The following is a 25,970-nucleotide window of genomic DNA, read 5'->3' on the forward strand; positions in this document are numbered from 1 at the left end:
GTTTTAAACAACATTTTATATAAATTTTTTATAATTGTACTTTATTCAAAATTCGAAACAACTCTCTGGCTTCTTCTTCTGAAATATAATCTTCAAAATAATTTTTTACAGATTTTTTAGCTTTACTATGTGCCGCATAAAATAATTCGATTCCTTTATCTGTCACTGTGATATCTAATTTTCTTCTATTATCTAAACAAGTTTCTCTTTTTACCAATTCTTTCTTTACCAATCTATCTAGCAAGCGTGTTAAATCTGGACTTGGTACAATCAGTTTTTCCTTTATCGTTTTTGCATCTAAAGGATTTGGATGGTTTTTTACTAAAAGATTAAGAACATTTAACTGTGAATGAGTTACTCCAAACTCTTTTAAGGTTTTTTTCAACTGAACATCTACTTTACCACTGACTTGCAAGAACTTAAAATATCCTCTAGCATGCCAGTTTTTAGCTTCGTCCTTAAAAAGATTCTCTTCACTCATTTAAACAATAGTTGTTTATAACAACAAAAGTAAGTGAAATTATTTAGAACACAAATTTTTTTTTGTTTTAGTGTATTTAAGAATCAAAAAATACTTGGCAAAATAGGATACTTTTTCAAATCTTAGAGAAAAAGTCAAAAACTCTCAAACAATAATCTTTTCAGTACCAGCGTTTTTTCTTCTTTTTAGAAGCTTCTGACTTACGTCCTTTTTTGTATTTGCTTCCTTTCTTTTTGTGGACTTGCGGTTTTGCTTTTGGATCGAGTGGATACGGATGCTCTTGTTCTACATGAATTGAAGTGTTTATTAATTCTTGAATGTCTTTGATATATCCTTTTTCATCAGCAGAACAGAATGATAATGCCATTCCTGATGCGCCAGCTCTCGCCGTTCTTCCTACTCTATGCACATAGGTTTCGGATACATTTGGAATGTCAAAATTAATAACAGTATCTACATTTTTAATATCTATTCCTCTTGAAGCCACATCAGTCGCGATAAAAATATTGGCTTCTCCGTTTTTGAAATCGTTTAATGCTTGTTGTCGTAAACTTTGCGATTTGTCTCCATGAATGCTCGCAACTTTATAGTTATTGTTAAGCAATGTTTTTTCCAATTTGTCTACACCGTACTTGGTGCGTCTAAAAATGATGACACTTCCTTTGATGGTATTTCGCAATAAATGCAAACACAGTTCAATCTTTTTTGGTTTCGGCACATAATACAATACTTGATTTACGCCTTTTGCTGCAGAAGAAGTTGGAGATACTTCAATGTATTCTGGTGCTCTTAAAATTGAATTTGCTAAGTGTTCTACTTTGTATGGCATTGTGGCTGAAAACAATAAAATTTGCTTCTCATCAGGACACAACCGCTCTATTTTTTTGACATCATCGATGAATCCCATGTCTAACATTAAATCGGCTTCATCTAATACTAAGGTTTCTATATAATCCAGATTGACTAGATCTTGTTTGTGTAAATCTAGCAGTCGTCCTGGTGTAGCCACCAAAATATCTACTCCTTTTTTGAGCATGTCTTTTTGTGGTTCTATCGAAGCACCACCAAAAACTACACCTGTACGTAAATTGGTATAGTTACTATAGTTTTTGAAATTTTCTTCAATCTGAATCGCCAATTCGCGTGTTGGACACACAACTAAGGCACGTATTTTTTTCCCTTTTTTGGGCGCATCTTGCTTATCGAACAGTAATTGCAAAATAGGCAATGCAAACGCAGCTGTTTTTCCTGTTCCTGTTTGTGCAGATACAATGATATCTTTTTTCTCTAATATTATAGGAATGGCACGTTCTTGAACTAAAGTTGGATCTTCGTAGCCTTTTTCAGATAGTGCTCGGACGAGGTGTTTGTTTAATTTTAGTTCTTTGAAGTTCATTCAGCTAATTTTTTATAGAAACAATTTTGCGCAAAGATACAGGAAGCTGCGCTTTATGCACTATTGTTTTCTAAAAAGTAACAAATCTGTTGTTTATCTATTTTTTCGCAATATCATTATGTTATCTATTTCCACATCTACATTGGAATCTACTCCTAAAACTGCTCCATTTCCACAAACATCTGCTTTTACGCTTGCTACTAATTTTTTATTGATGTAGTATTTACAAACACCATTTTCATAAATAATTTGCAAGTATACTCTATTTCTTTTCCCAAATGTAAATTTCCCTTCTTTTCCTATACTCCCAAGTTCTGAACTTCTGTTATGATGTAATACCAAATATTCACCATCTGATGTAAAACGAATACTGTTAGAGAATTGTTCATAAGAGCCATCTGCATCAGTTTCACCTTTACAGGAGTCCCAATTTACTTCAAATTCTCCTGTGTATAAATTGAATACCGTTGAAATTTCAAAATTATTATTTGCATCGAACCTTAATTGTTTAGTTCCTATGTCACCTTTTCCATAATCACCGCTACTTTTAATGACGTATTTTCCATTAGACATTGCATGGGTTACGTTTAGTGTAGTGATTTCTCCATCTGAAGAAAATTTATATTTTTTGTAATCTCTACCAATCTTCCAATTGTTTTTATTGTTGTTAAAATCTTCTACCAAAATTGATGTATAAGGCAATTGATTTCGTAAAGAATTGTTTTGTCTTTGTATATCTATAGGGTTTACTGATTGAAATTCTCCATTATTGAGTCGGTCATTGACACTATTGAATCCTCTTAACACCGTTTGCGCTCTTTTTTGAGGCGATGAATGTGTATTTCCAGATGAGTTAGGGAGCGAACGTAAGTAAGTTACAACCGCTTGTACATCATATCTGTATTGTGCTAAAAACTGTCCTGCATAGTAATCTGCTTCGTCTTCATATTGTGTGCTAGATGTTCGTACTCGCCATTGACTTCCTTGTGGTTTGTACATGTTAGGCTGATGTCCTAGTGCTTGATGTCCCCATTCGTGTGCAAATACAAAAGCGAGCACATCTTTTTCTTTGTGTATGGTTGAATAATCTAAAATGATCAATCCGCCATAATGTGCTTCTCCCCAATGAAATGTTTGATTGAATACTACGGGAAAGTTCATTCCTGAATATTCCGCTAATTTTCTATATACAGTTTCTGTTTTATAATAATTATTTGCAAACATAATTTGTCCGCCATAAGCATCTCTTAATTCTTTAAGAAAATATTGCTGTGATTCTGTCAAGTTAGATTGCGCAGTTGTCATTTGCGTGTAGGACACAAAGACTAATAAAATGATAATGATTCTTTTCATCTTTTGAATTTAGTAGAAGTGTTTGTATTTATTTGTTGTTAAAACTATTAGAATATATTTTAATAACAAAATGTCGGTGTTTATTATTTGTATGAAGTGAAATTCATGTTGAGAACCTCACTTTGTTTTAACTTAAAAACAAATAGTTTAACTTAATTTTAAGTTGAATAACGTATAAATAAGTTTGTTAACTTAAAATTAAGTTGTATAATTGTAGTGCTAATTAATTAAAACTCATAAAGTAATGATCACGTTAACTAAAGGAGAAGAGAAAATAATGAAAATTCTCTGGGATATTGAAAAAGGTTTTATCAAAGATATTATTGAACAATATCCGAATCCAAAGCCGCCTTACAATTCTGTATCTACAATTGTACGCGTGTTGGTTCAAAAGGAAATTGTAGGTTATAAAGCCTATGGAAATTCACACCAATACTATCCATTAATTAGTAAGAAAGAATATAGTAAAGGGCAAATGAAGCGCTTAGTAACTGATTATTATAATAATTCACTTTCTCAAGTAGTTAATTTTTTTACGGAAAGCAAAAAACTAGATGAGAAGGAATTGGATGAGGCAATGAGAATGTTAGAAGAACTAAAAGCTAAGAAAAAATGATCAAATTTCTCATATATCTTTTAGAGTCTAGTGCCATATTAGCCGTATTTTATCTACTCTATGTTGTGATGAAAAAGGAGACTTTTTTTAATTTGAATCGGTTTTTCCTTCTGGGAATTGTCGTTTTTTCATTGCTATTGCCTTTAATGAGTTTTGATTTTAGCCAAGGTAAAATAGCTGTGATAGATAACTCTATTGAGCAGTTTAGTAAGTTTAGAATGTCTTTTTATGAAAATGCAGAAGCATTAGAGTATCAGGTTTATAAAAACCCAGTTTCTCTGGATGACTCTACTACAAAAGTAATTGAAACCGCTTCTATCGATTGGATATCCATTTTATTGATGGCCATAATTGGCATCTATATTATTGGAGTTTTATTCTGTTTGTCCAAACTGTTTTGGAATTTTAGAAGGCTTCGGAAAATGATTTTGATGCATCCTCAGGAACAAATAAATGGAATAACAGTTGTGAAGGTTTCACAGCCAATTGCACCTTTTTCATTTTTAACATATGCTTTTGTGTATGATAAAGTAATTGATACGCCAGAAATTGATCAGATTATTGCCCATGAAAAAGCACATATTGAACAGAAGCATTCTATTGATTTAATATGTATACAATTTTTAGCAGCATTTCTGTGGTTCAATCCACTGATTTGGATGCTTATTAACTCTTTAAAAGCAGTACATGAATATATAGTAGACAAGAAAATAATTAAAGCAGGTTATTCTTTAGTTGATTACCAGACCTTACTTTTGAGACAATTAGTTAGCAACAACTCATGCGGGTTGGTACACAATTTTAATTTATCATTTATAAAAAAAAGAATCACCATGATGAAAAGTAATAAATCAGGATTTAAAGGAAAATTAAAAGTAGCGCTGACAATAACTTGTACTATCTTATTTAGTCTACTATTATTTCAATGTAATTCGAAAACTGATGAAGCAGAAGCGCTTTTAAACAAGTATGAGAAAGATAGAGGTATTGTAATGAATATGTCTGATACTGGTTTTCTTCGTCCTCCAGTATTTGCTGTAGCAAACGATAAGCTTACAGTAAATGGAAAACCTTTTACGATTGCAGAAATAGAAGCTGCGGTTAAAGATTTATTGACTCATGGCGTAATTCCCATGAGAATTGACCGTAATCAAAACATGAAAAAGGTACGAGAAATACAGAATGAGTTTAGAAAGTTCGATAAAAGAAAAGTGATCTATTATGGTGAAACAGCTTCTGGCAAACAAATGATTCAGCCGTTTTTAGTTCCTCCTTTGTATTGGGCAGATCCTTCTCATGATGATACTTTACCTGCGAGAATTGATTTGACAAATGCCACAATAGAAGGTAATGTAGCGACACTAAATGGTATTGAATATCTTCAACTTAATGTAAGTAGTACAGGAGTAAATTATAAAGAAGAAGTATATAGGTTCGTAAAAAAGCATGTTGATAAAAAATCAAGAGCATATTTAATCAGCATAACATACGATGATAATGATGTTTTTGAAAATTATCTAACAAATCTTGCAGCTGTATTTCAAGGTTTCGAAAAAATATATGACGTACGTGCTCAGGAATTGTTTGGTAAAGATCGTCGTGAATTAGTAGAGAGATCAGAATTTTTAAAAATTTCCGAAGGAGTTTACAAAGGAGTTTTTATAGCTGAAAGGTAATAGTAAACTGAAAGTATTAAATATTAATCATTTGTCAGTTCGAGCATTATCGTAGATACCGAGCGTAGCTCATGAGAACACTGGAAAAACTATAATTTCAATTGAATCTCGACTGCGCTCGATTTGACATTTGGTGTAAGTTTATAAAAATCAAACATATGGCAAATTAGTTATATCAAACTCACGTTTATTATTATTCCTTCTAGGTTTACACCAATCTGGAATTTCCTTCGACTGCGCTCAGGATAAACTTCTCGTCCTAACATAATTTTAGCGTACAAAAAAAGCAGCAATCGTGAAGATTACTGCTTAATTTATTACTTTGAGCCGATGGAGGGACTTCCTTCGACTGCGCTCTGGATAAACTTCTCGTCCTAACATAATTTTAGCGTACAAAAAAAGCAGTAACCATGAAGATTACTGCTTAATTTATTACTTTGAGCCGATGGAGGGACTCGAACCCACGACCTGCTGATTACAAATCAGCTGCTCTAGCCAGCTGAGCTACATCGGCAAAGCGGTTGCAAATATAAAAAGCTTTTTATTTTTTGCAAACCTTTTTTTTATTTTTTTAAAGACTGTTGATTTTTGTTACCAATTCTGTTGCTTTTGTCTCTAATGATTGTCTGATTCCTTTGAAGTGTGTTTTTACATTTTCAACACCTCTTTTGTTAGTTTCTGCGATCAATTCATCAAAGCCTTTGATAGATTCGTCAATGATTTCTTCACTCTTAGTAGCATCTGCATCCGGATTTGCCATTTGCCATAATAAAGCTGCGTCAATGATATCTCCAAAAACGTAGTTTAAGTCCTTTTTTAAATCTCTTTTATTCGACATGGTGTATATTTTTTTGCAAATTTAAACTAAAATGGTATATAATTTGTTATAAACATCACAAATGTTAGTAGGTTTAAGTTTAATTTTTTAGTTTTATACCAATGAATGCTTTAGTACAATTATATCGCCAATTTATGAATCGTAACGCACAAACGAAGTGCGCCATGATCTATATTCCCGTATCGAATTCAAAACGTACCTATAATAAGCATCGACATAAGTATTAGTTAACAATTCAATATCTATATTATAAACTTACAAAGGTGCTTTTTACAAAGCACCTTTTTTATTTTTAACCTGTTTAATTTTTAAAATTATTTATTATGAAATCCACAAAAAATATTACCCAGATGATCGCCATGACAATTCGAATTTTACAACCCTTTTTCGGGATGCAAAAATCCTATACGCCTATTGAACCGATACCTCTATTGTTACACCATTAAATTTTTTACATTATGAACACATTAGCACAAAATAAAATACAAACAAATATTCAGTTTTTAGTTACGAAGAAAGTAACAAACCGCAATGGATTTTTACATCCACATATTCTTTTTGACAAAATTCAAAAAGTAGCCACGTATCCGATTAGAGAATTTTATATTCATGAAGTTCCTTCTATTGTCGATTATACGTTTAAAATGACCAAAAGCGCTCGTTTAAACGATTCTTTGACAATTCAAGCACAATTGATTCAACAGGACGAAAAAAAGTTAATGGTGCGCATTATAGTCACCAAACCAAAAAAGAAATCAAAAACCGAAGAAGTCATTTGTAATGCTTTGTTTGGCTTTCCACTGTTGGAGAAACCTATACGTAAAGTTTCGTGAGTTATAAGATTCCCAAGTTGTTTACTGCTTGGGATTTTTTTTTAGCACGAGTTGGAAACTCGCGCTAGCTTCTGGTTAGATTTCTTAGACTTGATTAGACTTCTTAGACTTACTTAGACTTTTAGATTGTTGGACTGTTAGTATTTTTATTTTTTTTAGCACGAGTTGGAAACTCGCACTAGCTTCTCAATACTAATATCTTAATACTCAATACTAACTCCTCAATACTACTTAATATATACTTCCAACAATTCAGAAGCTTCGTCTGTGCTTATTTTTATGTTTTTGAGGGAAGCTGGTAGTAATAATGTTTCTCCAAACTTGAGTACTTCTTTGTACAAGTTTGTTTCAAAGGTTACGTTTCCTTTTACACACATGTATATGACAAAAGAATCTTTGTCGTCATGATTCAATATTAATTCTCCTGTGAATGGAATGAGATTCGTAGTGAAATATGGACAGTCTACAATGGTTGTGACTTCGTTTTCTGCTTCTTTGTAGTCCGTTTTATAGTTTTTATGCAATGTATAGTCAATTGCATCTAAAGCTAAAGCTGTGTGCAATTCACGACCGTTTCCTTGTGCATCTACTCGATTCCAATCGTAAATGCGATAGGTAATATCTGAAGTTTGTTGAATTTCCGCTAAGACAATTCCGCCACCAATGGCATGAATTCTGCCCGTAGGCAAAAAATATACATCTCCTTTTTTTACTTCTTCAAAGTTGAGAATTTCTGTAAGTGTATTGTCTTCCAGATGTTTTTGATATTGTTCTTTGGTGACTTCCTGATTGAAACCAACCATTAATTTTGCACCTTCATCCGCCTGCATTACATACCACATTTCAGTTTTTCCAAATGAGTTGTGACGTTCTTTGGCCAATTGATCATTAGGATGTACTTGAATCGATAAGTCGCTTTTAGCATCTATGTATTTGATGAGCAGCGGAAATTTTGTTCCAAATGCATCGTATACTTTTTTTCCTAGTAATGCTGATTGATAGGTTTCGCTCAATTCTTGAAGCGTTTTCCCTTTTAGAACACCTTCAGCAACGACAGAAGGTTCTCCTTTTACATCCGATAGTTCCCAACTTTCACCAATAGCTTCTCCCGAAACATTTTTATTGAGTTGTGTTTGCAGTTTTTCTCCGCCCCAAATACGTTCTTTATAGATTGGCTCGAATTTTAAAGGATGTAGTATCATATTTTTTGTTATTCTCCGGTGTATTTTACAAAGTTTCTAGGTGTTTCATACAATACTACTTCTAATTCTAGTGAAGTACTGATATGCTTTCTTAGTTTGTTCCAAATGACTACCACAATGTTTTCTGCTGTTGGATTTAAGTTTTTAAACTCCGGAACATCTAAGTTTAGGTTTTTATGATCAAAGGCATCTTCCACTTCCGAACGAATGAGGTCTTTGAGAATTTTTACATCCATCACATATCCCGTTTCTGGATCTATGGGACCTTTTACACTCACAATCATTTCGTAATTGTGCCCATGAAAGTTTGGATTGTTACATTTACCAAAAACTTCGTTGTTTTTAGCATCGTCCCAATCTGGTCGATATAATCGGTGCGCTGCGTTAAAGTGTGCTCTTCTACTTACGGTAACTTTCATGTGTATATATTGTTTGTTTTTCATTGGTTACATGCTGTTCACTAATAATCAATGTATTTAGTAATAAACTTTTTAACATGCTCGTTTCATATATCCACTTTTATGTGTTCATAAAATTTTTCAAATATTATTTTAAACCAAGCTGTATATGCATCTGGATTTGCCGCAATATCATCTTTTACCGCTTGCACGTCCATCCATTTCCAAGAAGCGACTTCATCAGGATTGATTGTAGGTTCATCATTGTATGTTCCTATCATTACATGATCGTATTCATGTTCGGTTAATCCGTTGTCAAAAGCTGCTTTGTATATGAACGAAACTGCTTCCGCAAGTTCCGTAACAAATCCCATTTCTTCTTGCAATCTTCGTTTACCCGCAGCAATGTTACTTTCACCTTCGCGTTGGTGACTGCAACATGTATTGGTCCATAGTCCTGGAGAATGGTATTTGTGTAAGGCGCGTTGTTGAAGCATTAATTCGCCTTTATCGTTGAGAATGAATACAGAGAAAGCCCTGTGAAGCAATGCTTTTTCATGCGCCTCGATTTTTTCCATTAGACCGATTTGCTCATCATTTTCGTTTACTAGAATTACGTTTTCTTTTGTCATATTTTTTGTTGGAACACAAATTTACGAAATAGCTTTCTGTGTATATTATACTTATTTGCTATTTTTTAGTTAAAATTAACATAAAGCATCTAATTTATTGATAAATGAATTTTGTTTCTTATGTGTCTTTTAAAGAAATACTACACTTTGCACGATTTGAAGAATATTGTTTTGCTCTAGTTTTATCGTAATTAATTTTTAAAACTTTTATTATGAAAAAACAACATTTAAATTCATTACACTTAAACAAAAGAGCCGTTTCTAATTTTAAATCTACTACAATAACAGGAGGCGGAAAGATTCCTTTAACGATAGCTAAATCATGCTTAGGTATTTGCTATAGTGATCTTTGTGATACAACTGATTAAGCTTTATAGGTAAGCCTGAAACATATTTTGAGGCTGATTTGAAAATTAAAACCTCCGATGTAACGGAGGTTTTTTTTATTATTTTCAATAACTATAAATTTACTTCTTTTATTAAGTTGGTGTTTTTCTTCTGTACATTTTCATCATTGTTACTTTTTCTTTTTTAGTGTTTGTTCTCCATTATAACCCCAATTTTCAACGGAGACTTCATCGATTATTATATGTGTGGTTTTTGGATCTTTGTCTAATACATCTACTAACAATTGTGTAACTCCTTGGATTAGTTGGAGTTTTTCTTCTTTTGTGACGTCTTCGTCTGTGATTCTAATATTTACGTATGGCATAATTTTATGATTTAAGAGTTTATATTAATCCCATTTTGAGTCTGTTGATAGCGCATAGTTTCCTGCGCCTGTAAAGAATAGCGTTATTGCACCAAATAAGTACACTACTTGCAGCTCTATGGCCCAGCCACCAAATTGATTGAGTGCAAATATATCTGAGCTATGTGCTAGCAGAATTGCTACGAGAAAGTTAAAAGCTATAATCAAACCACTACCTCTGACTTTATAACCTATGATGATTAAAATAGGCGCTATGATTTCTCCGACAAAAACACCATACGCTAGAAAGCTTGGAATGTGATATCCTTGCAATACTTGCTTGATAAAAGCATAGTTAGAAGTCAGGTTTGCGATTCCATGAAATAGGATAAGTATTCCGATAGTAATTCTTAGTAACAACAATCCGATGTGATGATACTGTTCTTTTTTTTGTGCATTCATATTTCATTGTTTTAAAATTAGTATGATGCAAATTTCTGTGATTGACTCGCTATACAATAGGAGCTACATCACGTTTTTGAAGTGATGTATGTCACTTTTTTATTGATGAGGATGAGTGAAATTCTATAAAAAAAACAGTTGTTACTCAGTACTACGACAAGTAGAAAATAATCATTGACTTAATATGGTAAGTAGAACATACGTAAATAGGTTGCGTAGACATTTTGTTTATTTGCCTTATTATTTAGAAAATTATTAAGACATGTACAATTTAGATATACCAAATTCTCTACATTTTTACACTTATTATGAACATTCTTATAGTTTGAAGTTAGCAGCTGATGAAAATTCAAATATGTTTTCATCTATAGCTACTCAACCATTAACTGAGAACAATCGTCTTAAAGGAATAGGTTTGTTTAATGCTTCAATGTTACTCTATGCAGTAAGTGTAGAGTTAATATTAAAAGCAAGAGCTCTTTTCGAAGAAAAAGATAGAATTAAAAATGGTGAAATTAAAAACTTAAAAGACTTTTTAAAGACTTGGAAAGGTGATAGTAATGGACATGATTTTTTTCAAATTATAAAGTACTATAAAATTGATGTGTCTGAAGAACATCATAATATTTTCCTAGAGTTAAAAGAATACGCACAATGGGCTGGTAGATTTCCGTTTTCATTAAAATATAATGATACTAAGCAGTTAGGCTCAAATAATAGAAGTCCTGGTGGATTAAAGCAGATTTATAATAAAAAAATCAATGAATTCATAGAATCTCAAAAAATAATAATGGGCATATAAACGCTTTATAAAGACTTTATTTAATCTTTAATTTTCGATTAATGTGAAAAAGTAATCACCCAAGGCCTTTATCTTAAAATAACTTACCACAAATCGACATCTAATAAGTACTGATTTTTTTATGACTAAAATTAAAAGGCGTATTTCTCAACTGTATTTCGATTGCGTTCGAAATGACGTATGTTCAGTGTTATACATTATTTGTAATTAAGAATTGAGCCTGCTCAACGTTTCCCTAGAAACACCCAAATACGCTGCAATCATTTTTTTAGGAACCCGTTGAAAGAGTTTTGGATATTGTTCTAGCAATAGTTCATATTGTTCTTTTGTCGAATTTTTAAGGAGTGATAAGACTCTGTTTTGGAGTGCAATGCGACCTTTTTTGCTTTTTTTCGCCCAAAAACGTTCCATTTTGTGCATTTCTGCTGTTAGCTTTTCTCGGTTTTCATAGTTAATATATAAGAGTTCGCTATCTTCTATGCAGTCAATTGAGATTTTAGATTTTGTTTGTTTTATAAAGGCTTCATAATCTGTAATCCACCAATTTTCCATTCCAAATTGCAGAATGTGTTCTTTTCCTTTATCAGTGATAAAATAGCTTTTCAAACAACCTTTGATGATCCAATATTCTTTATTGACATATTCTCCTTCTTGAACAATATACTGATGTTTCCGTTTTTTTACGGTTTGAAAATGACCTAATATAAACTCAAATTCCGCATCCGTAAGCGGAATGATTTCTTCTATATGTTGTCGCAACGGATGTGTCATTTTTATTGCAGTTCAGTTTTGTATAAATCGAAACTACTTCTTTCTCGATTAAAATCAAAATCCATAAAAAAAAGCATCCTAATATAAAATTAGAATGCTTTTAAGAATGAGTGTATGATTAGTTAGTTTTATCTTTCTATAACTATAAATTCACTACGTCTGTTAAGTTGGTGTTCTTCTTCTGTACATTTTACACCGTTGCTACATTGGTTTACAAGACGTTCTTCTCCATAACCTGCTCCTATAAGTCTGCTTGCATCAATTCCTCTTGATACAATATAATCACGCGTAGATTTGTTTCTTCTCTGTGATAGTTTCTTATTGTAAGCATCTCTACCACGACTGTCTGTATGCGAACGTACGTCAATTTTGAGTGTTGGATATTTTCTCATAACCGCCACTACTTTTTCTAATTCTGCAGCAGCGTCCGGACGAATATTCGATTTATCAAAGTCAAAGTAAATGATTGGAATGTTTAGGATTTTAGCTAAATCGTCACCTACTTTAAAAGGAACTTCTTCTTTTTCAAGTAATAAAACTGTTGAGCGTAATCCAGGTTCTTCTTGTTTTGGCAACAATACTTCTGCCGGCGTATAATCTTTTTTCGATGCTCTTACAAAGTATACTTCGTCACACGCTAACAGTGCTTTAAATCTAAATGTACCTTGATCATCACTATAGGTATTTTCTAGCTCTTTGTTGTCTTTATCAAATAGAACAACTTGCGCTCCCGTTAAAATTTCATTGGTTTTATTATCTTTTACAATACCTGCAATTTCTTGCTCACATGACCATTGAATTGGCTTTATTTCAAGAAACGAATAGATATCGTCATCTCCTTGTCCTCCATCTCGATTGGAAGCAAAGTATCCTTTTCCTGTTTTTGTGTTGATAATGAACGAGAAATCATCTACAGGACTGTTTACGGGTTCTCCAACATTGTATATTATTTGTTCTTCATCGTCTAAACGCATTACAAAAATATCCAATCCACCTAAACCTACATGTCCATCTGAAGCAAAGTACAGTTCATTGTCTTGGCTCACAAATGGGAAGTTTTCTCTTGCTTCCGTGTTGATACTTTTTCCTAGATTTTTTGGTTCGCCATACGTGCCGTCATCATTAATATCTACGACATATAAATCTGATTGTCCAACAGAACCTGGCATGTCTGAAGCAAAGTAGAGTTTTTTCTCGTCTACGCTTAACGCTGGATGTGCTACAGAGTATAAATCACTGTTGAATGGTAATTCTTCAATGTTTGTCCAACGATCGTTTTCACGTGTTGCTCTGAATATTTTTAGTTTGTTAATTCCTTTTCTGTCTTTTTTGTATTTTCCTTTGTAATAGTTGTTACGTGTAAAATACATGGTGTTTCCATCTTTGGTAAACACTGTGGTAGACTCATGATATTTTGTATTGAGTTTACCTGAGAATTTATCAACGTTTGATAAGCTTCCGTTATCGGCAACTTCGGCTCCGTATAAATCTAAAAATGGACGTGCATTCCATTTGTGCTTGTAGCGTTTGGTAACTCCTGTATCTCTTGCGGAAGAGAATACTAAGTTATTTTCTAAATAGAATGATGGTGCAAAGTCTGAATACGGCGAGTTTACACCTAAGTTTTCAATACGAAAACGACCCGATTGTTCTGCAATTTGATCTAGATAGTTGCGTGTATTCATAAACTTCGTTCCACGAATATCGTTTCCTGTAAGTTTATTGAACTCTTGCATTTTCTTGTCGGATTCTGCATAGCGTTTTTCTGCTTTTAAAGCTTGTGCATAACGGAAATAGTATTCTGGTGCTACTTCTTCTCCTAGACTGAATAATTCGCCATACCATTTTGAAGCGTTTGCTAAATCGGCATTATAATAATATGCATTTCCTAGTTTTTCAAACAGTTCTTTTGATTTGTATCCTTCTTCTGCAACTTCTTCATAGATTTCTATGGCGTTGATAAAAGCATAGCTATCATATTTTTTATCTGCTTTGTCAAGTTTTCGTTCTTGTGCATAACCAACAAGGACGAATAAAGATATTACAGTGTATATGAGATATTTTGTTCGTGTCATCGTAGTTAGTTTTAGAAGAATCTTGGTGAGATAATTTTATCACGGTTATTAAACAGTTCAAAGCGTAAAAAGACTTCGTATGAACCATCGTTAAATTGTGTATTTCCTAATTCAGTTGTTTCACGATCATAGGCAAAACCTACCATAAAACTATCTGATAGTTGTAATCCAACCAATCCACTAAAGGCGGCACTCCATCTGTAGGCGGCTCCTAGTGTTAGTTTGTCATTGATTAGAAAGTTAGCGGATAAATCTGCCTGTAAAGGCGCTCCAGATACTGCTTTGAATAGTACTGCTGGTTTAAACTTTACACTATCACTCATGTCAAATACATATCCACCAATTAAATAAAAGTTGATACGTTCTTTGGCCGTTGACAATGACGATTCATCAAAGTGTTTTGTTTCTAATAAGTTTGGTGCTGATAGTCCAACATACCATTTTTCAGAATTTCGATAGTAGATTCCGGCTCCGACATTTGGAGAGAATTTATTATCAATATTACTCTGTAGTAATAAATCATTTGGATTGTACTGATTTAAACAATCAAAACATACATCTAATAAATGCCCACCAGCTTTTACACCAAAAGAAAGTTTTCCATTCTCTGATGTATTGACTGTATATGAGAAATCAATATCGAAATAGGTTTCATCGGTTGGTCCTAATTTATCATTTACGATAGAGACACCGAGTCCTACTTTTCCTGTTTTTCCTATTGGCGTATGTAAGTTTAGTGTTTGCGTTTGTGGTGCACCTTCTAAACCTACCCATTGTGAACGATGTAATCCCGCAATACTAAATACTCCTCTAGATCCGGCATAAGCTGGATTGATACTTATGGTGTTGTACATGTACTGCGTATACTGAGCGTCCTGCTGTCCGTAACTTTCTATTGAAAATACAGTGCTCAATAAGACTATGATGATGATGATTTTATTTCTCATTATAGTATGCTGTGTTTTTGTTTATTAGTTATAGCGTACATACTACCGAAATAGTATGCACGCTTGTATTGTTTATCGTTGTATGTATAAGTAACCTGCTCTGCTCTTGCTTACACCGTTGGCTACATAATCAACAACGTAGTAATATGTTCCTACTGGTAACAGTTTGTTTTTCTGAATTGTAACTCGACCATTAGATATTCCTGTGAAATAGTTTCCATTTTGTCCATATCCGTTTGTCTCGTATACTAAAACTCCCCATCTGTTATAGATTCGTACTGTGTTGTCTGGGAATAATTCAATGTTTCTAATTGTGAACACATCATTATCTCCATCTCCGTTTGGCGTTACCGCGTTAAAGATTTCCAGATCATCTTCTGACGGTGATGCATTGTTAGGTTCCAAGTAATCTGGAATATCATTCGCATTTGCGTCTGTAGCATCACTGTTGTCTCCATCTCCATTTGGATCAGGGTTTTCGTCTGATGTTGGTAAACCGTCACCATCATCATCGTCGTCTCTATAATCTTGATCTTCTGTTCCGTCTGTATCAGGTAAATCGTTTGTTGGATCGTCTACAGCTGCTCCATTTGGATCACCATATCCTGTTAAGTCTCCATCAAATGCATCATCTACACCATCATTATCAACATCATTTCCTGAAGGCATTACATCTGGAATTCCATCTCCGTCATAATCATGACCTTCAACGATATCTAATGCTCCATCATTATCACTGTCTGTATCAATATAATCTGGGTTATCAGTTCCATCTGTGTTAACTGGATCAATTCCTTCGCCAGATCCTGGTGTTACTTCGTACGCATCATCTAGTCCGTTACCATCAGCATCATTTCCACTTGGTGGTACATATCCATCCGTAGTTTGTGCTTCAACGTTATCTAAGATACCATCGTCATCACTGTCTTGATCTAGATAGTCTGGAATCATATCTCCATCCGTATCAACTGGCATCGTTGGATCGTTTCCTGCTTCTATTGTATCAATAATTCCATCGTCGTCACTATCAATATCTAAGAAATCAGGGATTCCATCGCCGTCAGTGTCTTGTGTTCCTTCTACATCATTTGGTATTCCGTCACCGTCACAGTCATCTGCTAACCATTCGTCACTTTGTACCAAAGATATATCATCTGCATTTAAATCACATGGATCATTTGGATCTGTTGGTGTTCCTCCGTTTGGTGGATTCAACTCGTCTCCGTTTGTTACTCCGTCTCCATCACAGTCTGCTGCTAAGTAGTCTCCTGATGGTGTTACAGAGATATCATCCACATTAGAATCACACGGATCGTTCGGATCTGTTGGTGTTCCTCCGTTTGGTGGATTCAACTCGTCTCCATTCGTTACTCCGTCTCCATCACAGTCTGCCGCTAACCAGTCTCCTGATTGTGCTACTGAAATATCACCCGCATTTAAGCTACATGGATCGTTTGGATCTGTTGGTGTTCCTCCGTTTGGTGGATTCAACTCGTCTCCATTTGTTACTCCATCTCCATCACAGTCCGCTGCTAAGTAATCTCCGCTTACTGCAACACTTTGGTCGCCATCGTTGAAATCACATGGGTCAGCTGGATCAGTTGGTGTTCCGCCGTTTGGTGGATTCAATTCGTCTCCATTTGTCACTCCATCTCCGTCACAGTCAGCTGCTAACCAGTCTCCTGATTGTGCTACTGAAATATCATCCATATTTAAACTACATGGATCGTTTGGATCTGTTGGTGTTCCTCCGTTTGGTGGATTCAATTCGTCTCCGTTTGTTACTCCATCTCCATCACAGTCTGCTGCTAAGTAATCTCCTGATACAGCTACACTTTGGTCGCCGTCGTTGAAGCTACATGGATCGTTTGGATCGGTTGGTGTTCCGCCGTTTGGTGGATTTAACTCATCTCCATTGGTTACTCCGTCTCCATCACAGTCTGCTGCTAAGTAGTCTCCGCTTACTGCTACACTTTGGTCGCCGTCGTTGAAGCTACATGGATCATTTGGATCGGTTGGTGTTCCGCCGTTTGGTGGATTCAACTCATCTCCGTTTGTTACTCCGTCTCCATCACAGTCCGCTGCTAACCAGTCTCCTGATTGTGCTACTGAAATATCATCCATATTTAAACTACATGGATCATTTGGATCTGTTGGTGTTCCGCCGTTTGGTGGATTCAACTCGTCTCCATTGGTTACTCCATCTCCGTCACAGTCTGCTGCTAAGTAGTCTCCTGATACTGCTACACTTTGGTCGCCATCATTGAAGCTACATGGATCGTTTGGATCGGTTGGTGTTCCGCCGTTTGGTGGATTCAATTCGTCTCCATTTGTCACTCCATCTCCGTCACAGTCCGCTGCTAACCAGTCTCCTGATTGTGCTACTGAAATATCATCCATATTTAAACTACATGGATCATTTGGATCTGTTGGTGTTCCGCCGTTTGGTGGATTCAACTCATCTCCGTTTGTTACTCCGTCTCCATCACAGTCCGCTGCTAACCAGTCTCCTGATTGTGCTACTGAAATATCATCCATATTTAAACTACATGGATCGTTTGGATCTGTTGGTGTTCCTCCATTTGGTGGATTCAATTCGTCTCCATTTGTTACTCCATCTCCATCACAGTCTGCTGCTAAGTAGTCTCCGCTTACTGCTACACTTTGGTCGCCGTCGTTGAAGCTACATGGATCATTTGGATCTGTTGGTGTTCCGCCATTTGGTGGATTCAATTCGTCTCCGTTTGTTACTCCATCTCCATCACAGTCTGCTGCTAAGTAATCTCCACTTACTGCTACACTTTGGTCGCCATCGTTGAAATCACATGGATCAGCTGGATCAGTTGGTGTTCCGCCGTTTGGTGGATTCAATTCGTCTCCATTGGTTACTCCGTCTCCATCACAGTCCGCTGCTAACCAGTCTCCTGATTGTGCTACTGAAATATCATCCATATTTAAACTACATGGATCATTTGGATCTGTTGGTGTTCCGCCGTTTGGTGGATTTAATTCGTCACCGTTTGTTACTCCATCTCCATCACAGTCTGCTGCTAAGTAATCTCCACTTACTGCTACACTTTGGTCGCCGTCGTTGAAGCTACATGGATCATTTGGATCTGTTGGTGTTCCGCCATTTGGTGGATTCAACTCGTCTCCATTGGTTACTCCATCTCCGTCACAGTCTGCTGCTAAGTAGTCTCCTGATACAGCTACACTTTGGTCGCCATCATTGAAGCTACATGGATCATTTGGATCTGTTGGTGTTCCTCCATTTGGTGGATTCAACTCGTCTCCGTTTGTTACTCCATCTCCATCACAGTCTGCTGCTAAGTAGTCTCCACTTACTGCTACACTTTGGTCGCCATCGTTGAAGCTACATGGATCATTTGGATCTGTTGGTGTTCCTCCGTTTGGTGGATTTAACTCGTCTCCGTTTGTTACTCCGTCTCCATCACAGTCTGCTGCTAAGTAGTCTCCTGATACAGCTACACTTTGGTCGCCATCGTTGAAGCTACATGGATCATTTGGATCTGTTGGTGTTCCTCCATTTGGTGGATTCAACTCGTCTCCATTAGTTACTCCGTCTCCATCACAGTCTGCTGCTAAGTAGTCTCCTGATACTGCTACACTTTGGTCGCCATCATTGAAGCTACATGGATCATTTGGATCTGTTGGTGTTCCTCCGTTTGGTGGATTCAACTCATCTCCGTTTGTTACTCCATCTCCATCACAGTCTGTAGCTGGATCAGATGTACAAACATCATTATCTATAATTGTAACTGTTCCACTTGGATCAGTATTACTTGTGTTACCACTTGTTACGTTTCCATCTACTGTAAAGTTTTCATCTCCTTCATCTAAAACATCATCCGTGATAGGAATCGATACATCTACCGTCGTTTGTCCTGCAGGAATTGTAGCCGTTACTGTTGTCTCTGTGTAATCGTCTGTTCCTGCTGTTCCTGTAGATGTTGTAATGCTTACTACCGTATCTACACTACTTGGTGTATCTATACTTACTGGTACAGTTGCCGTACCATCACCTTCATCAACCGTTACATCTCCGATAGTCACCATTGGTAATCCATCGTTGTCTGTAATAGTTACCGTTCCACTTGGATCTGTATTTGAAGTGTTCCCACTTGTTACAGTTCCATTGACTGTGAAGTCCTCTGCTGGCTCATCAATACCATCATCTGTGATTGGAATCATCACATCTACAGTTGTCTGTCCTGCTGGGATCGTTGCTGTTACGGTCGTTTCTGTATAATCATCCGTTCCTGCTGTTCCTGTTGTGGTCGTGATACTTACTACCGTATCCTCATCACTTGGGTTGCTGATTGTTACTGGAACTACTGCATTACCTGCGCCTTCATCTACCGTTACATCGCCGATTACTATCGATGGTGTATCATTATCAGTGATCGTTACCGTTCCACTTGGATCTGTGTTGCTTGTGTTGCCACTTGTAACTGTTCCGTTTACAGTAAAGTCTTCAGTATCTTCTCCTACAGTATCATCTACTATTGGAATACTTACATCTACAGTTGTCTGTCCCGCTGGGATCGTTACTGTGACTGTTGTGGTTGTATAATCATCTGGATTTGTTGCACTGTTATCAGTCGTGGTGATTGACACTACCGTATCTACACTACTTGGTGTATCGATACTTACTGGTACAGTTGCCGTGCCATCTGTCTCATCAACTGTTACATCTCCGATAGTCACCATTGGTAATCCATCGTTGTCTGTAATAGTTACCGTTCCACTTGGATCTGTATTTGAAGTGTTCCCACTTGTTACAGTTCCATTAACTGTGAAGTCCTCTGCTGGCTCATCTATACCATCATCTGTGATTGGAATCATCACATCTACAGTCGTTTGTCCTGCTGGGATTGTTGCTGTTACGGTTGTCTCTGTATAATCATCCGTTCCTGCTGTTCCTGTTGTGGTGGTGATACTTACTACCGTATCCTCATCACTTGGGTTGCTGATTGTTACTGGAACTACTGCATTACCTGCGCCTTCATCTACCGTTACATCTCCGATTACTATCGATGGTGTATCGTTATCAGTAATTGTTACTGTTCCACTTGGATCTGTATTACTTGTGTTGCCACTTGTCACAGTTCCATTAACTGTAAAGTCTTCAGTATCTTCTCCAATTGTATCATCTACTATTGGAATCGATACATCTACAGTCGTTTGTCCCGCTGGGATTGTTGCTGTTACGGTCGTAGTGGTATAATCATCTGTACTTACTGCACTGTTATCAGTCGTAGTAATACTTACTACCGTATCTACACTACTTGGTGTATCGATACTTACTGGTACCGTTGCTGTGCCGTCTGTCTCATCAACTGTTACATCGCCGATAGTCACCATTGGTAATCCATCGTTGTCTGTAATCGTTACTGTTCCACTTGGATCTGTGTTACTTGTGTTGCCACTTGTTACAGTTCCATTGACTGTAAAGTCCTCTGCTGGCTCATCAATACCATCATCCGTGATTGGAATCATCACATCTACAGTGGTCTGTCCTGCTGGGATCGTTGCTGTTACGGTTGTCTCGGTATAATCATCCGTTCCTGCTGTTCCTGTCGTCGTGGTGATACTTACTACCGTATCCTCATCACTTGGGTTGCTGATCGTTACTGGAACTACTGCATTACCTGCGCCTTCATCTACCGTTACATCGCCGATTACTATCGATGGTGTATCGTTATCAGTAATTGTTACTGTTCCACTTGGATCTGTATTACTTGTGTTTCCACTTGTCACAGTTCCATTAACTGTGAAGTCTTCAGTATCTTCTCCAATGGTATCATCTACTATTGGAATCGATACATCTACAGTCGTTTGTCCCGCTGGGATTGTTGCTGTTACTGTTGTGGTTGTATAATCATCTGGATTCGTCGCACTGTTATCAGTCGTCGTAATACTTACTACCGTATCTACACTACTTGGTGTATCAATACTTACTGGTACAGTTGCTGTGCCGTCTGTCTCATCAACTGTTACATCGCCGATAGTCACCATTGGTAATCCATCGTTGTCTGTAATCGTTACTGTTCCACTTGGATCTGTGTTACTTGTGTTGCCACTTGTTACAGTTCCATTGACTGTAAAGTCCTCTGCTGGCTCATCAATACCATCATCCGTGATTGGAATCATCACATCTACAGTGGTCTGTCCTGCTGGGATCGTTGCTGTTACGGTTGTCTCGGTATAATCATCCGTTCCTGCTGTTCCTGTCGTCGTGGTGATACTTACTACCGTATCCTCATCACTTGGGTTGCTGATCGTTACTGGAACTACTGCATTACCATCGCCTTCATCTACCGTTACATCGTCGATTACTATCGATGGTGTATCGTTATCAGTAATTGTTACTGTTCCACTTGGATCTGTATTACTTGTGTTTCCACTTGTCACAGTTCCATTAACTGTGAAGTCTTCAGTATCTTCTCCAATGGTATCATCTACTATTGGAATCGATACATCTACAGTCGTTTGTCCCGCTGGGATTGTTGCTGTTACTGTTGTGGTTGTATAATCATCTGGATTCGTCGCACTGTTATCAGTCGTCGTAATACTTACTACCGTATCTACACTACTTGGTGTATCAATACTTACTGGTACAGTTGCCGTACCATCTCCTTCATCAACTGTTACGTCTCCGATTGTTACCATTGGTAATCCATCGTTGTCTGTAATAGTTACTGTTCCACTTGGATCTGTATTTGAAGTGTTGCCACTTGTTACGTTTCCATTAACTGTGAAGTCCTCTGCTGGTTCATCGATACCATCATCCGTGATTGGAATCATCACATCTACAGTGGTCTGTCCTGCTGGGATCGTTGCTGTTACGGTTGTTTCCGTGTAATCATCCGTTCCTGCTGTTCCTGTTGTGGTGGTGATACTAACTACCGTATCCTCATCACTTGGGTTGCTGATCGTTACTGGAACTACTGCATTACCTGCGCCTTCATCTACCGTTACATCGCCGATTACTATCGATGGTGTATCGTTATCAGTGATCGTTACTGTTCCACTTGGATCTGTGTTTGAAGTGTTACCACTTGTCACTGTTCCGTTGACTGTAAAGTCTTCAGTATCTTCTCCAATCGTATCATCTACTATTGGAATACTAATATCTACAGTCGTCTGTCCCGCTGGGATTGTTGCTGTAACTGTTGTGGTCGTATAATCATCTGGATTCGTTGCACTGTTATCAGTCGTCGTAATACTTACTACCGTATCTACACTACTTGGTGTATCAATACTTACTGGTACAGTTGCTGTGCCGTCTGTCTCATCAACTGTTACATCGCCGATAGTTACCATTGGTAATCCATCGTTGTCTGTAATCGTTACCGTTCCACTTGGATCTGTATTTGAAGTGTTCCCACTTGTTACAGTTCCATTTACAGTAAAGTCCTCTGCTGGTTCATCAATACCATCATCTGTGATTGGAATCATCACATCTACAGTTGTCTGCCCTGCTGGGATCGTTGCTGTTACGGTTGTCTCGGTATAATCATCCGTTCCTGCTGTTCCTGTTGTGGTGGTGATACTTACTATCGTATCCTCATCACTAGGGTTGCTGATCGTTACTGGAACTACTGCATTGCCTGCGCCTTCATCTACTGTTACATCACCAATTACTATCGATGGTGTATCGTTATCATTGATCGTTACGGTTCCACTTGGATCTGTATTTGAAGTGTTTCCACTTGTTACGGTTCCGTTCACAGTAAAGTCTTCAGTATCTTCTCCTACAGTATCATCTACTATTGGAATACTAATATCAACTGTGGTTTGTCCCGCTGGAATCGTTGCTGTAACTGTTGTGGTTGTATAATCATCTGGATTCGTCGCACTGTTATCTGTGGTAGTAATACTTACTACCGTATCTACACTACTTGGTGTATCAATACTTACTGGTACCGTTGCCGTACCGTCTGTCTCATCAACTGTTACATCGCCGATAGTTACCATTGGTAATCCATCGTTGTCTGTAATCGTTACCGTTCCACTTGGATCTGTATTTGAAGTGTTCCCACTTGTTACAGTTCCATTGACTGTAAAGTCCTCTGCTGGTTCATCAATACCATCATCTGTGATTGGAATCATCACATCTACAGTGGTCTGTCCTGCTGGGATCGTTGCTGTTACGGTCGTTTCTGTATAATCATCCGTTCCTGCTGTTCCTGTGGTGGTGGTGATACTTACTACGGTATCTACACTACTTGGGTTGCTGATCGTTACTGGAACTACTGCATTACCATCGCCTTCATCTACCGTTACATCACCGATTACTATTGATGGTGTATCATTATCAGTGATCGTTACTGTTCCACTTGGATCTGTATTACTTGTGTTTCCACTTGTAACTGTTCCATTAACCGTAAAGTCTTCAGTATCTTCTCCAATGGTATCATCTACTATTGGAATACTAATATCTACAGTTGTTTGTCCCGCTGGAATCGTTGCTGTAACTGTTGTGGTTGTATAATCATCTGTACTTACTGCACTGTTATCAGTCGTAGTGATACTTACTACCGTATCTACACTACTTGGTGTATCGATACTTACTGGTACCGTTGCTGTGCCATCTGTCTCATCAACTGTTACATCGCCGATAGTCACCATTGGTGCTCCATCGTTGTCTGTAATCGTTACTGTTCCACTTGGATCTGTATTTGAAGTGTTGCCACTTGTTACAGTTCCATTGACAGTAAAGTCCTCTGCTGGTTCATCGATACCATCATCTGTGATTGGAATCATCACATCTACAGTCGTTTGTCCTGCTGGGATCGTTGCTGTTACGGTCGTTTCTGTATAATCATCCGTTCCTGCTGTTCCTGTAGTAGTCGTGATACTTACTACTGTATCCTCATCACTTGGGTTGCTGATTGTTACTGGAACTACTGCATTACCATCGCCTTCATCTACCGTTACATCTCCAATTACTATCGATGGTGTATCATTATCATTGATCGTTACTGTTCCACTTGGATCTGTATTACTTGTATTGCCACTTGTCACAGTTCCGTTGACTGTAAAGTCTTCAGTATCTTCTCCTACAGTATCATCTACTATTGGAATCGATACATCTACAGTTGTTTGTCCCGCTGGGATCGTTGCTGTAACTGTTGTGGTTGTATAATCATCTGTACTTACTGCACTGTTATCAGTCGTCGTAATACTTACTACCGTATCTACACTACTTGGTGTATCTATACTTACTGGTACAGTTGCCGTACCATCTGTCTCATCTACCGTTACATCTCCGATAGTCACCATTGGTAATCCATCGTTGTCTGTAATCGTTACCGTTCCACTTGGATCTGTATTTGAAGTGTTGCCACTTGTTACAGTTCCATTTACAGTAAAGTCCTCTGCTGGCTCATCAATACCATCATCTGTGATTGGAATCATCACATCTACTGTGGTCTGTCCTGCTGGGATCGTTGCTGTTACGGTTGTTTCCGTGTAATCATCCGTTCCTGCTGTTCCTGTTGTAGTCGTGATACTTACTACCGTATCCTCATCACTTGGGTTGCTGATCGTTACTGGAACTACTGCATTACCATCGCCTTCATCTACCGTTACATCGCCGATTACTATCGATGGTGTATCATTATCAGTGATCGTTACTGTTCCACTTGGATCTGTATTACTTGTGTTGCCACTTGTCACAGTTCCGTTTACTGTAAAGTCTTCAGTATCTTCTCCTACAGTATCATCTACTATTGGAATCGATACATCTACAGTTGTTTGTCCCGCTGGGATCGTTGCTGTTACTGTTGTGGTGGTATAATCATCTGTACTTACTGCACTGTTATCAGTCGTCGTAATACTTACTACCGTATCTACACTACTTGGTGTATCGATACTTACTGGTACCGTTGCTGTGCCATCTGTCTCATCAACTGTTACATCGCCGATAGTCACCATTGGTGCTCCATCATTGTCTGTAATAGTTACCGTTCCACTTGGATCTGTATTTGAAGTGTTGCCACTTGTTACGTTTCCATTTACAGTAAAGTCCTCTGCTGGTTCATCGATACCATCATCCGTGATTGGAATCATCACATCTACTGTGGTCTGTCCTGCTGGGATCGTTGCTGTTACTGTCGTCTCTGTATAATCATCCGTTCCTGCTGTTCCTGTAGTGGTGGTAATACTTACTACCGTATCCTCATCACTTGGGTTGCTGATTGTTACTGGAACTACTGCATTACCTGCGCCTTCATCTACCGTTACATCACCAATTACTATCGATGGTGTATCGTTATCATTGATCGTTACTGTTCCACTATCATTTGTGTTTGAAGTGTTTCCACTAGTAACTGTTCCATTTACAGTGAAGTCCTCTGTTGGTTCACCGGTAGTATCATCTATAATTGGAATACTTACATCTACTGTCGTTTGTCCCGCTGGGATCGTTGCTGTAACTGTTGTAGTGGTATAATCATCTGGATTGGTCGCACTGTTATCGGTTGTCGTGATACTTACAACGGTATCTACACTACTTGGATTGTCTATGCTTACAGCTACACTCGCTGTTCCTGCATCTTCCGCTACCGTTACATCACCTACACTCATTGCTGGTGTATCGTTATCAGTGATCGTTACTGTTCCACTATCGTTCGTGTTTGAAGTGTTTCCACTTGTTACAGTTCCATTTACCGTGAAGTCCTCTGTTGGTTCACCGGTAGTATCATCTGTAATTGGAATACTTACATCTACTGTCGTTTGTCCCGCTGGGATCGTTGCTGTAACTGTTGT

The 25,970-nt window shown here is 37.2% G+C and carries 18 protein-coding genes and 1 tRNA gene; 5 read left to right on the forward strand and 14 right to left on the reverse strand.

What is annotated here, in order from left to right:
* Window positions 1–28: 28 nt before the first annotated feature.
* The 3 genes from Q0845_RS25265 to Q0845_RS25275 form a co-directional block, all read right to left on the reverse strand.
* On the reverse strand, window positions 29–481 hold the full coding sequence (locus Q0845_RS25265) for a MarR family transcriptional regulator (protein ID WP_298520003.1): 453 nt from the start codon (window positions 479–481) through the stop codon (window positions 29–31).
* 160 nt (window positions 482–641) lie between these two features.
* Complete coding sequence (locus tag Q0845_RS25270; protein WP_298520006.1) at window positions 642–1,877, reverse strand: DEAD/DEAH box helicase; 1,236 nt, start codon at window positions 1,875–1,877, stop codon at window positions 642–644.
* Between the two features lie 93 nt (window positions 1,878–1,970).
* Window positions 1,971–3,230 carry a hypothetical protein gene (locus Q0845_RS25275; protein ID WP_298520009.1) on the reverse strand — a complete coding sequence of 420 codons (1,260 nt, stop codon included), beginning with the start codon at window positions 3,228–3,230 and terminating at the stop codon, window positions 1,971–1,973.
* 244 nt (window positions 3,231–3,474) lie between these two features.
* Here Q0845_RS25275 and Q0845_RS25280 point away from each other — a divergent pair, with 244 nt between their 5' ends.
* On the forward strand, window positions 3,475–3,846 hold the full coding sequence (locus Q0845_RS25280; RefSeq protein WP_298520012.1) for a BlaI/MecI/CopY family transcriptional regulator: 372 nt from the start codon (window positions 3,475–3,477) through the stop codon (window positions 3,844–3,846).
* Window positions 3,843–5,522, forward strand: coding sequence for a M56 family metallopeptidase (locus Q0845_RS25285; protein WP_298520015.1), 1,680 nt, complete (start codon window positions 3,843–3,845; stop codon window positions 5,520–5,522). The genes Q0845_RS25280 and Q0845_RS25285 overlap by 4 nt, the downstream gene beginning before the upstream one ends.
* A 440-nt stretch (window positions 5,523–5,962) precedes the next feature.
* Here the strand turns inward: Q0845_RS25285 and Q0845_RS25290 are convergent.
* Both Q0845_RS25290 and Q0845_RS25295 read right to left on the reverse strand, forming a co-directional pair.
* Window positions 5,963–6,036, reverse strand: a tRNA-Thr gene (locus tag Q0845_RS25290).
* A 57-nt stretch (window positions 6,037–6,093) separates the two neighbouring features.
* Window positions 6,094–6,360: a hypothetical protein gene (locus Q0845_RS25295; protein ID WP_298520018.1), complete on the reverse strand. Its 267-nt coding sequence runs from the start codon at window positions 6,358–6,360 to the stop codon at window positions 6,094–6,096.
* 458 nt (window positions 6,361–6,818) lie between these two features.
* Between Q0845_RS25295 and Q0845_RS25300 the strand changes: the two genes are divergently transcribed.
* Entirely contained in the window at window positions 6,819–7,193 is a 375-nt protein-coding gene (locus Q0845_RS25300; protein WP_298520021.1) for a hypothetical protein, read from the forward strand.
* Between the two features lie 227 nt (window positions 7,194–7,420).
* Here Q0845_RS25300 and Q0845_RS25305 read toward each other — a convergent pair whose 3' ends face one another.
* The 3 genes from Q0845_RS25305 to idi all read right to left on the reverse strand — a co-directional run bounded on the left by Q0845_RS25305 (window position 7,421) and on the right by idi (window position 9,425).
* A complete protein-coding gene (locus Q0845_RS25305) occupies window positions 7,421–8,395 on the reverse strand; it encodes a type I phosphomannose isomerase catalytic subunit (RefSeq protein ID WP_298520024.1) in 975 nt (324 codons plus the stop codon).
* A gap of 8 nt (window positions 8,396–8,403) precedes the next feature.
* The gene (locus tag Q0845_RS25310) at window positions 8,404–8,814 is read right to left on the reverse strand and encodes a 6-carboxytetrahydropterin synthase (RefSeq protein WP_298520027.1); all 411 of its coding nucleotides are present in this window, start codon (window positions 8,812–8,814) and stop codon (window positions 8,404–8,406) included.
* An 86-nt stretch (window positions 8,815–8,900) separates the two neighbouring features.
* Complete coding sequence (gene idi, locus Q0845_RS25315) at window positions 8,901–9,425, reverse strand: isopentenyl-diphosphate Delta-isomerase (RefSeq protein WP_298520030.1); 525 nt, start codon at window positions 9,423–9,425, stop codon at window positions 8,901–8,903.
* 212 nt (window positions 9,426–9,637) lie between these two features.
* Here idi and Q0845_RS25320 point away from each other — a divergent pair, with 212 nt between their 5' ends.
* Window positions 9,638–9,793, forward strand: a complete 156-nt coding sequence (locus tag Q0845_RS25320; RefSeq protein ID WP_298520033.1) for a hypothetical protein — start codon at window positions 9,638–9,640, stop codon at window positions 9,791–9,793.
* Between the two features lie 149 nt (window positions 9,794–9,942).
* Here the strand turns inward: Q0845_RS25320 and Q0845_RS25325 are convergent, their stop codons facing one another.
* Both Q0845_RS25325 and Q0845_RS25330 read right to left on the reverse strand, forming a co-directional pair.
* Window positions 9,943–10,137: a 4-oxalocrotonate tautomerase family protein gene (locus Q0845_RS25325; protein ID WP_298520036.1), complete on the reverse strand. Its 195-nt coding sequence runs from the start codon at window positions 10,135–10,137 to the stop codon at window positions 9,943–9,945.
* 24 nt (window positions 10,138–10,161) lie between these two features.
* A complete protein-coding gene (locus tag Q0845_RS25330) occupies window positions 10,162–10,578 on the reverse strand; it encodes a DoxX family protein (RefSeq protein WP_298520040.1) in 417 nt (138 codons plus the stop codon).
* Between the two features lie 262 nt (window positions 10,579–10,840).
* On the opposite strand from Q0845_RS25330, the gene Q0845_RS25335 reads away from it, so the two are divergent.
* Window positions 10,841–11,380 carry a hypothetical protein gene (locus tag Q0845_RS25335; RefSeq protein ID WP_298520043.1) on the forward strand — a complete coding sequence of 180 codons (540 nt, stop codon included), beginning with the start codon at window positions 10,841–10,843 and terminating at the stop codon, window positions 11,378–11,380.
* Between the two features lie 207 nt (window positions 11,381–11,587).
* On the opposite strand, the gene Q0845_RS25340 is transcribed toward Q0845_RS25335, so the two are convergent.
* The 4 genes from Q0845_RS25340 to Q0845_RS25355 form a co-directional block, all read right to left on the reverse strand.
* The gene (locus Q0845_RS25340) at window positions 11,588–12,151 is read right to left on the reverse strand and encodes a Crp/Fnr family transcriptional regulator (RefSeq protein ID WP_298520046.1); all 564 of its coding nucleotides are present in this window, start codon (window positions 12,149–12,151) and stop codon (window positions 11,588–11,590) included.
* A 128-nt stretch (window positions 12,152–12,279) separates the two neighbouring features.
* Complete coding sequence (locus Q0845_RS25345; RefSeq protein ID WP_298520049.1) at window positions 12,280–14,226, reverse strand: OmpA family protein; 1,947 nt, start codon at window positions 14,224–14,226, stop codon at window positions 12,280–12,282.
* A gap of 11 nt (window positions 14,227–14,237) precedes the next feature.
* The gene (locus Q0845_RS25350) at window positions 14,238–15,173 is read right to left on the reverse strand and encodes a type IX secretion system membrane protein PorP/SprF (protein ID WP_298520052.1); all 936 of its coding nucleotides are present in this window, start codon (window positions 15,171–15,173) and stop codon (window positions 14,238–14,240) included.
* 72 nt (window positions 15,174–15,245) lie between these two features.
* A partial coding sequence (locus tag Q0845_RS25355) for a Calx-beta domain-containing protein (protein WP_298520055.1) occupies window positions 15,246–25,970 on the reverse strand: 10,725 nt, incomplete at its 5' end.

This window comes from uncultured Kordia sp., assembly GCF_947489565.1.
Taxonomy (GTDB): domain Bacteria; phylum Bacteroidota; class Bacteroidia; order Flavobacteriales; family Flavobacteriaceae; genus Kordia.

Excerpts from the sequence above, each read along its gene's own strand:
- Q0845_RS25275 (WP_298520009.1), bottom strand. The coding sequence starts at position 3,230 with ATGAAAAGAATCATTATCATTTTATTAGTCTTTGTGTCCTACACGCAA.
- Q0845_RS25270 (WP_298520006.1), bottom strand. The coding sequence starts at position 1,877 with ATGAACTTCAAAGAACTAAAATTAAACAAACACCTCGTCCGAGCACTA.
- Q0845_RS25325 (WP_298520036.1), bottom strand. The coding sequence starts at position 10,137 with ATGCCATACGTAAATATTAGAATCACAGACGAAGACGTCACAAAAGAA.
- Q0845_RS25285 (WP_298520015.1), top strand. The coding sequence starts at position 3,843 with ATGATCAAATTTCTCATATATCTTTTAGAGTCTAGTGCCATATTAGCC.
- Q0845_RS25310 (WP_298520027.1), bottom strand. The coding sequence starts at position 8,814 with ATGAAAGTTACCGTAAGTAGAAGAGCACACTTTAACGCAGCGCACCGA.
- Q0845_RS25295 (WP_298520018.1), bottom strand. The coding sequence starts at position 6,360 with ATGTCGAATAAAAGAGATTTAAAAAAGGACTTAAACTACGTTTTTGGA.
- Q0845_RS25350 (WP_298520052.1), bottom strand. The coding sequence starts at position 15,173 with ATGAGAAATAAAATCATCATCATCATAGTCTTATTGAGCACTGTATTT.
- Q0845_RS25340 (WP_298520046.1), bottom strand. The coding sequence starts at position 12,151 with ATGACACATCCGTTGCGACAACATATAGAAGAAATCATTCCGCTTACG.
- Q0845_RS25320 (WP_298520033.1), top strand. The coding sequence starts at position 9,638 with ATGAAAAAACAACATTTAAATTCATTACACTTAAACAAAAGAGCCGTT.
- Q0845_RS25330 (WP_298520040.1), bottom strand. The coding sequence starts at position 10,578 with ATGAATGCACAAAAAAAAGAACAGTATCATCACATCGGATTGTTGTTA.
- Q0845_RS25335 (WP_298520043.1), top strand. The coding sequence starts at position 10,841 with ATGTACAATTTAGATATACCAAATTCTCTACATTTTTACACTTATTAT.
- Q0845_RS25265 (WP_298520003.1), bottom strand. The coding sequence starts at position 481 with ATGAGTGAAGAGAATCTTTTTAAGGACGAAGCTAAAAACTGGCATGCT.
- Q0845_RS25305 (WP_298520024.1), bottom strand. The coding sequence starts at position 8,395 with ATGATACTACATCCTTTAAAATTCGAGCCAATCTATAAAGAACGTATT.
- Q0845_RS25345 (WP_298520049.1), bottom strand. The coding sequence starts at position 14,226 with ATGACACGAACAAAATATCTCATATACACTGTAATATCTTTATTCGTC.
- Q0845_RS25280 (WP_298520012.1), top strand. The coding sequence starts at position 3,475 with ATGATCACGTTAACTAAAGGAGAAGAGAAAATAATGAAAATTCTCTGG.
- Q0845_RS25300 (WP_298520021.1), top strand. The coding sequence starts at position 6,819 with ATGAACACATTAGCACAAAATAAAATACAAACAAATATTCAGTTTTTA.
- idi (WP_298520030.1), bottom strand. The coding sequence starts at position 9,425 with ATGACAAAAGAAAACGTAATTCTAGTAAACGAAAATGATGAGCAAATC.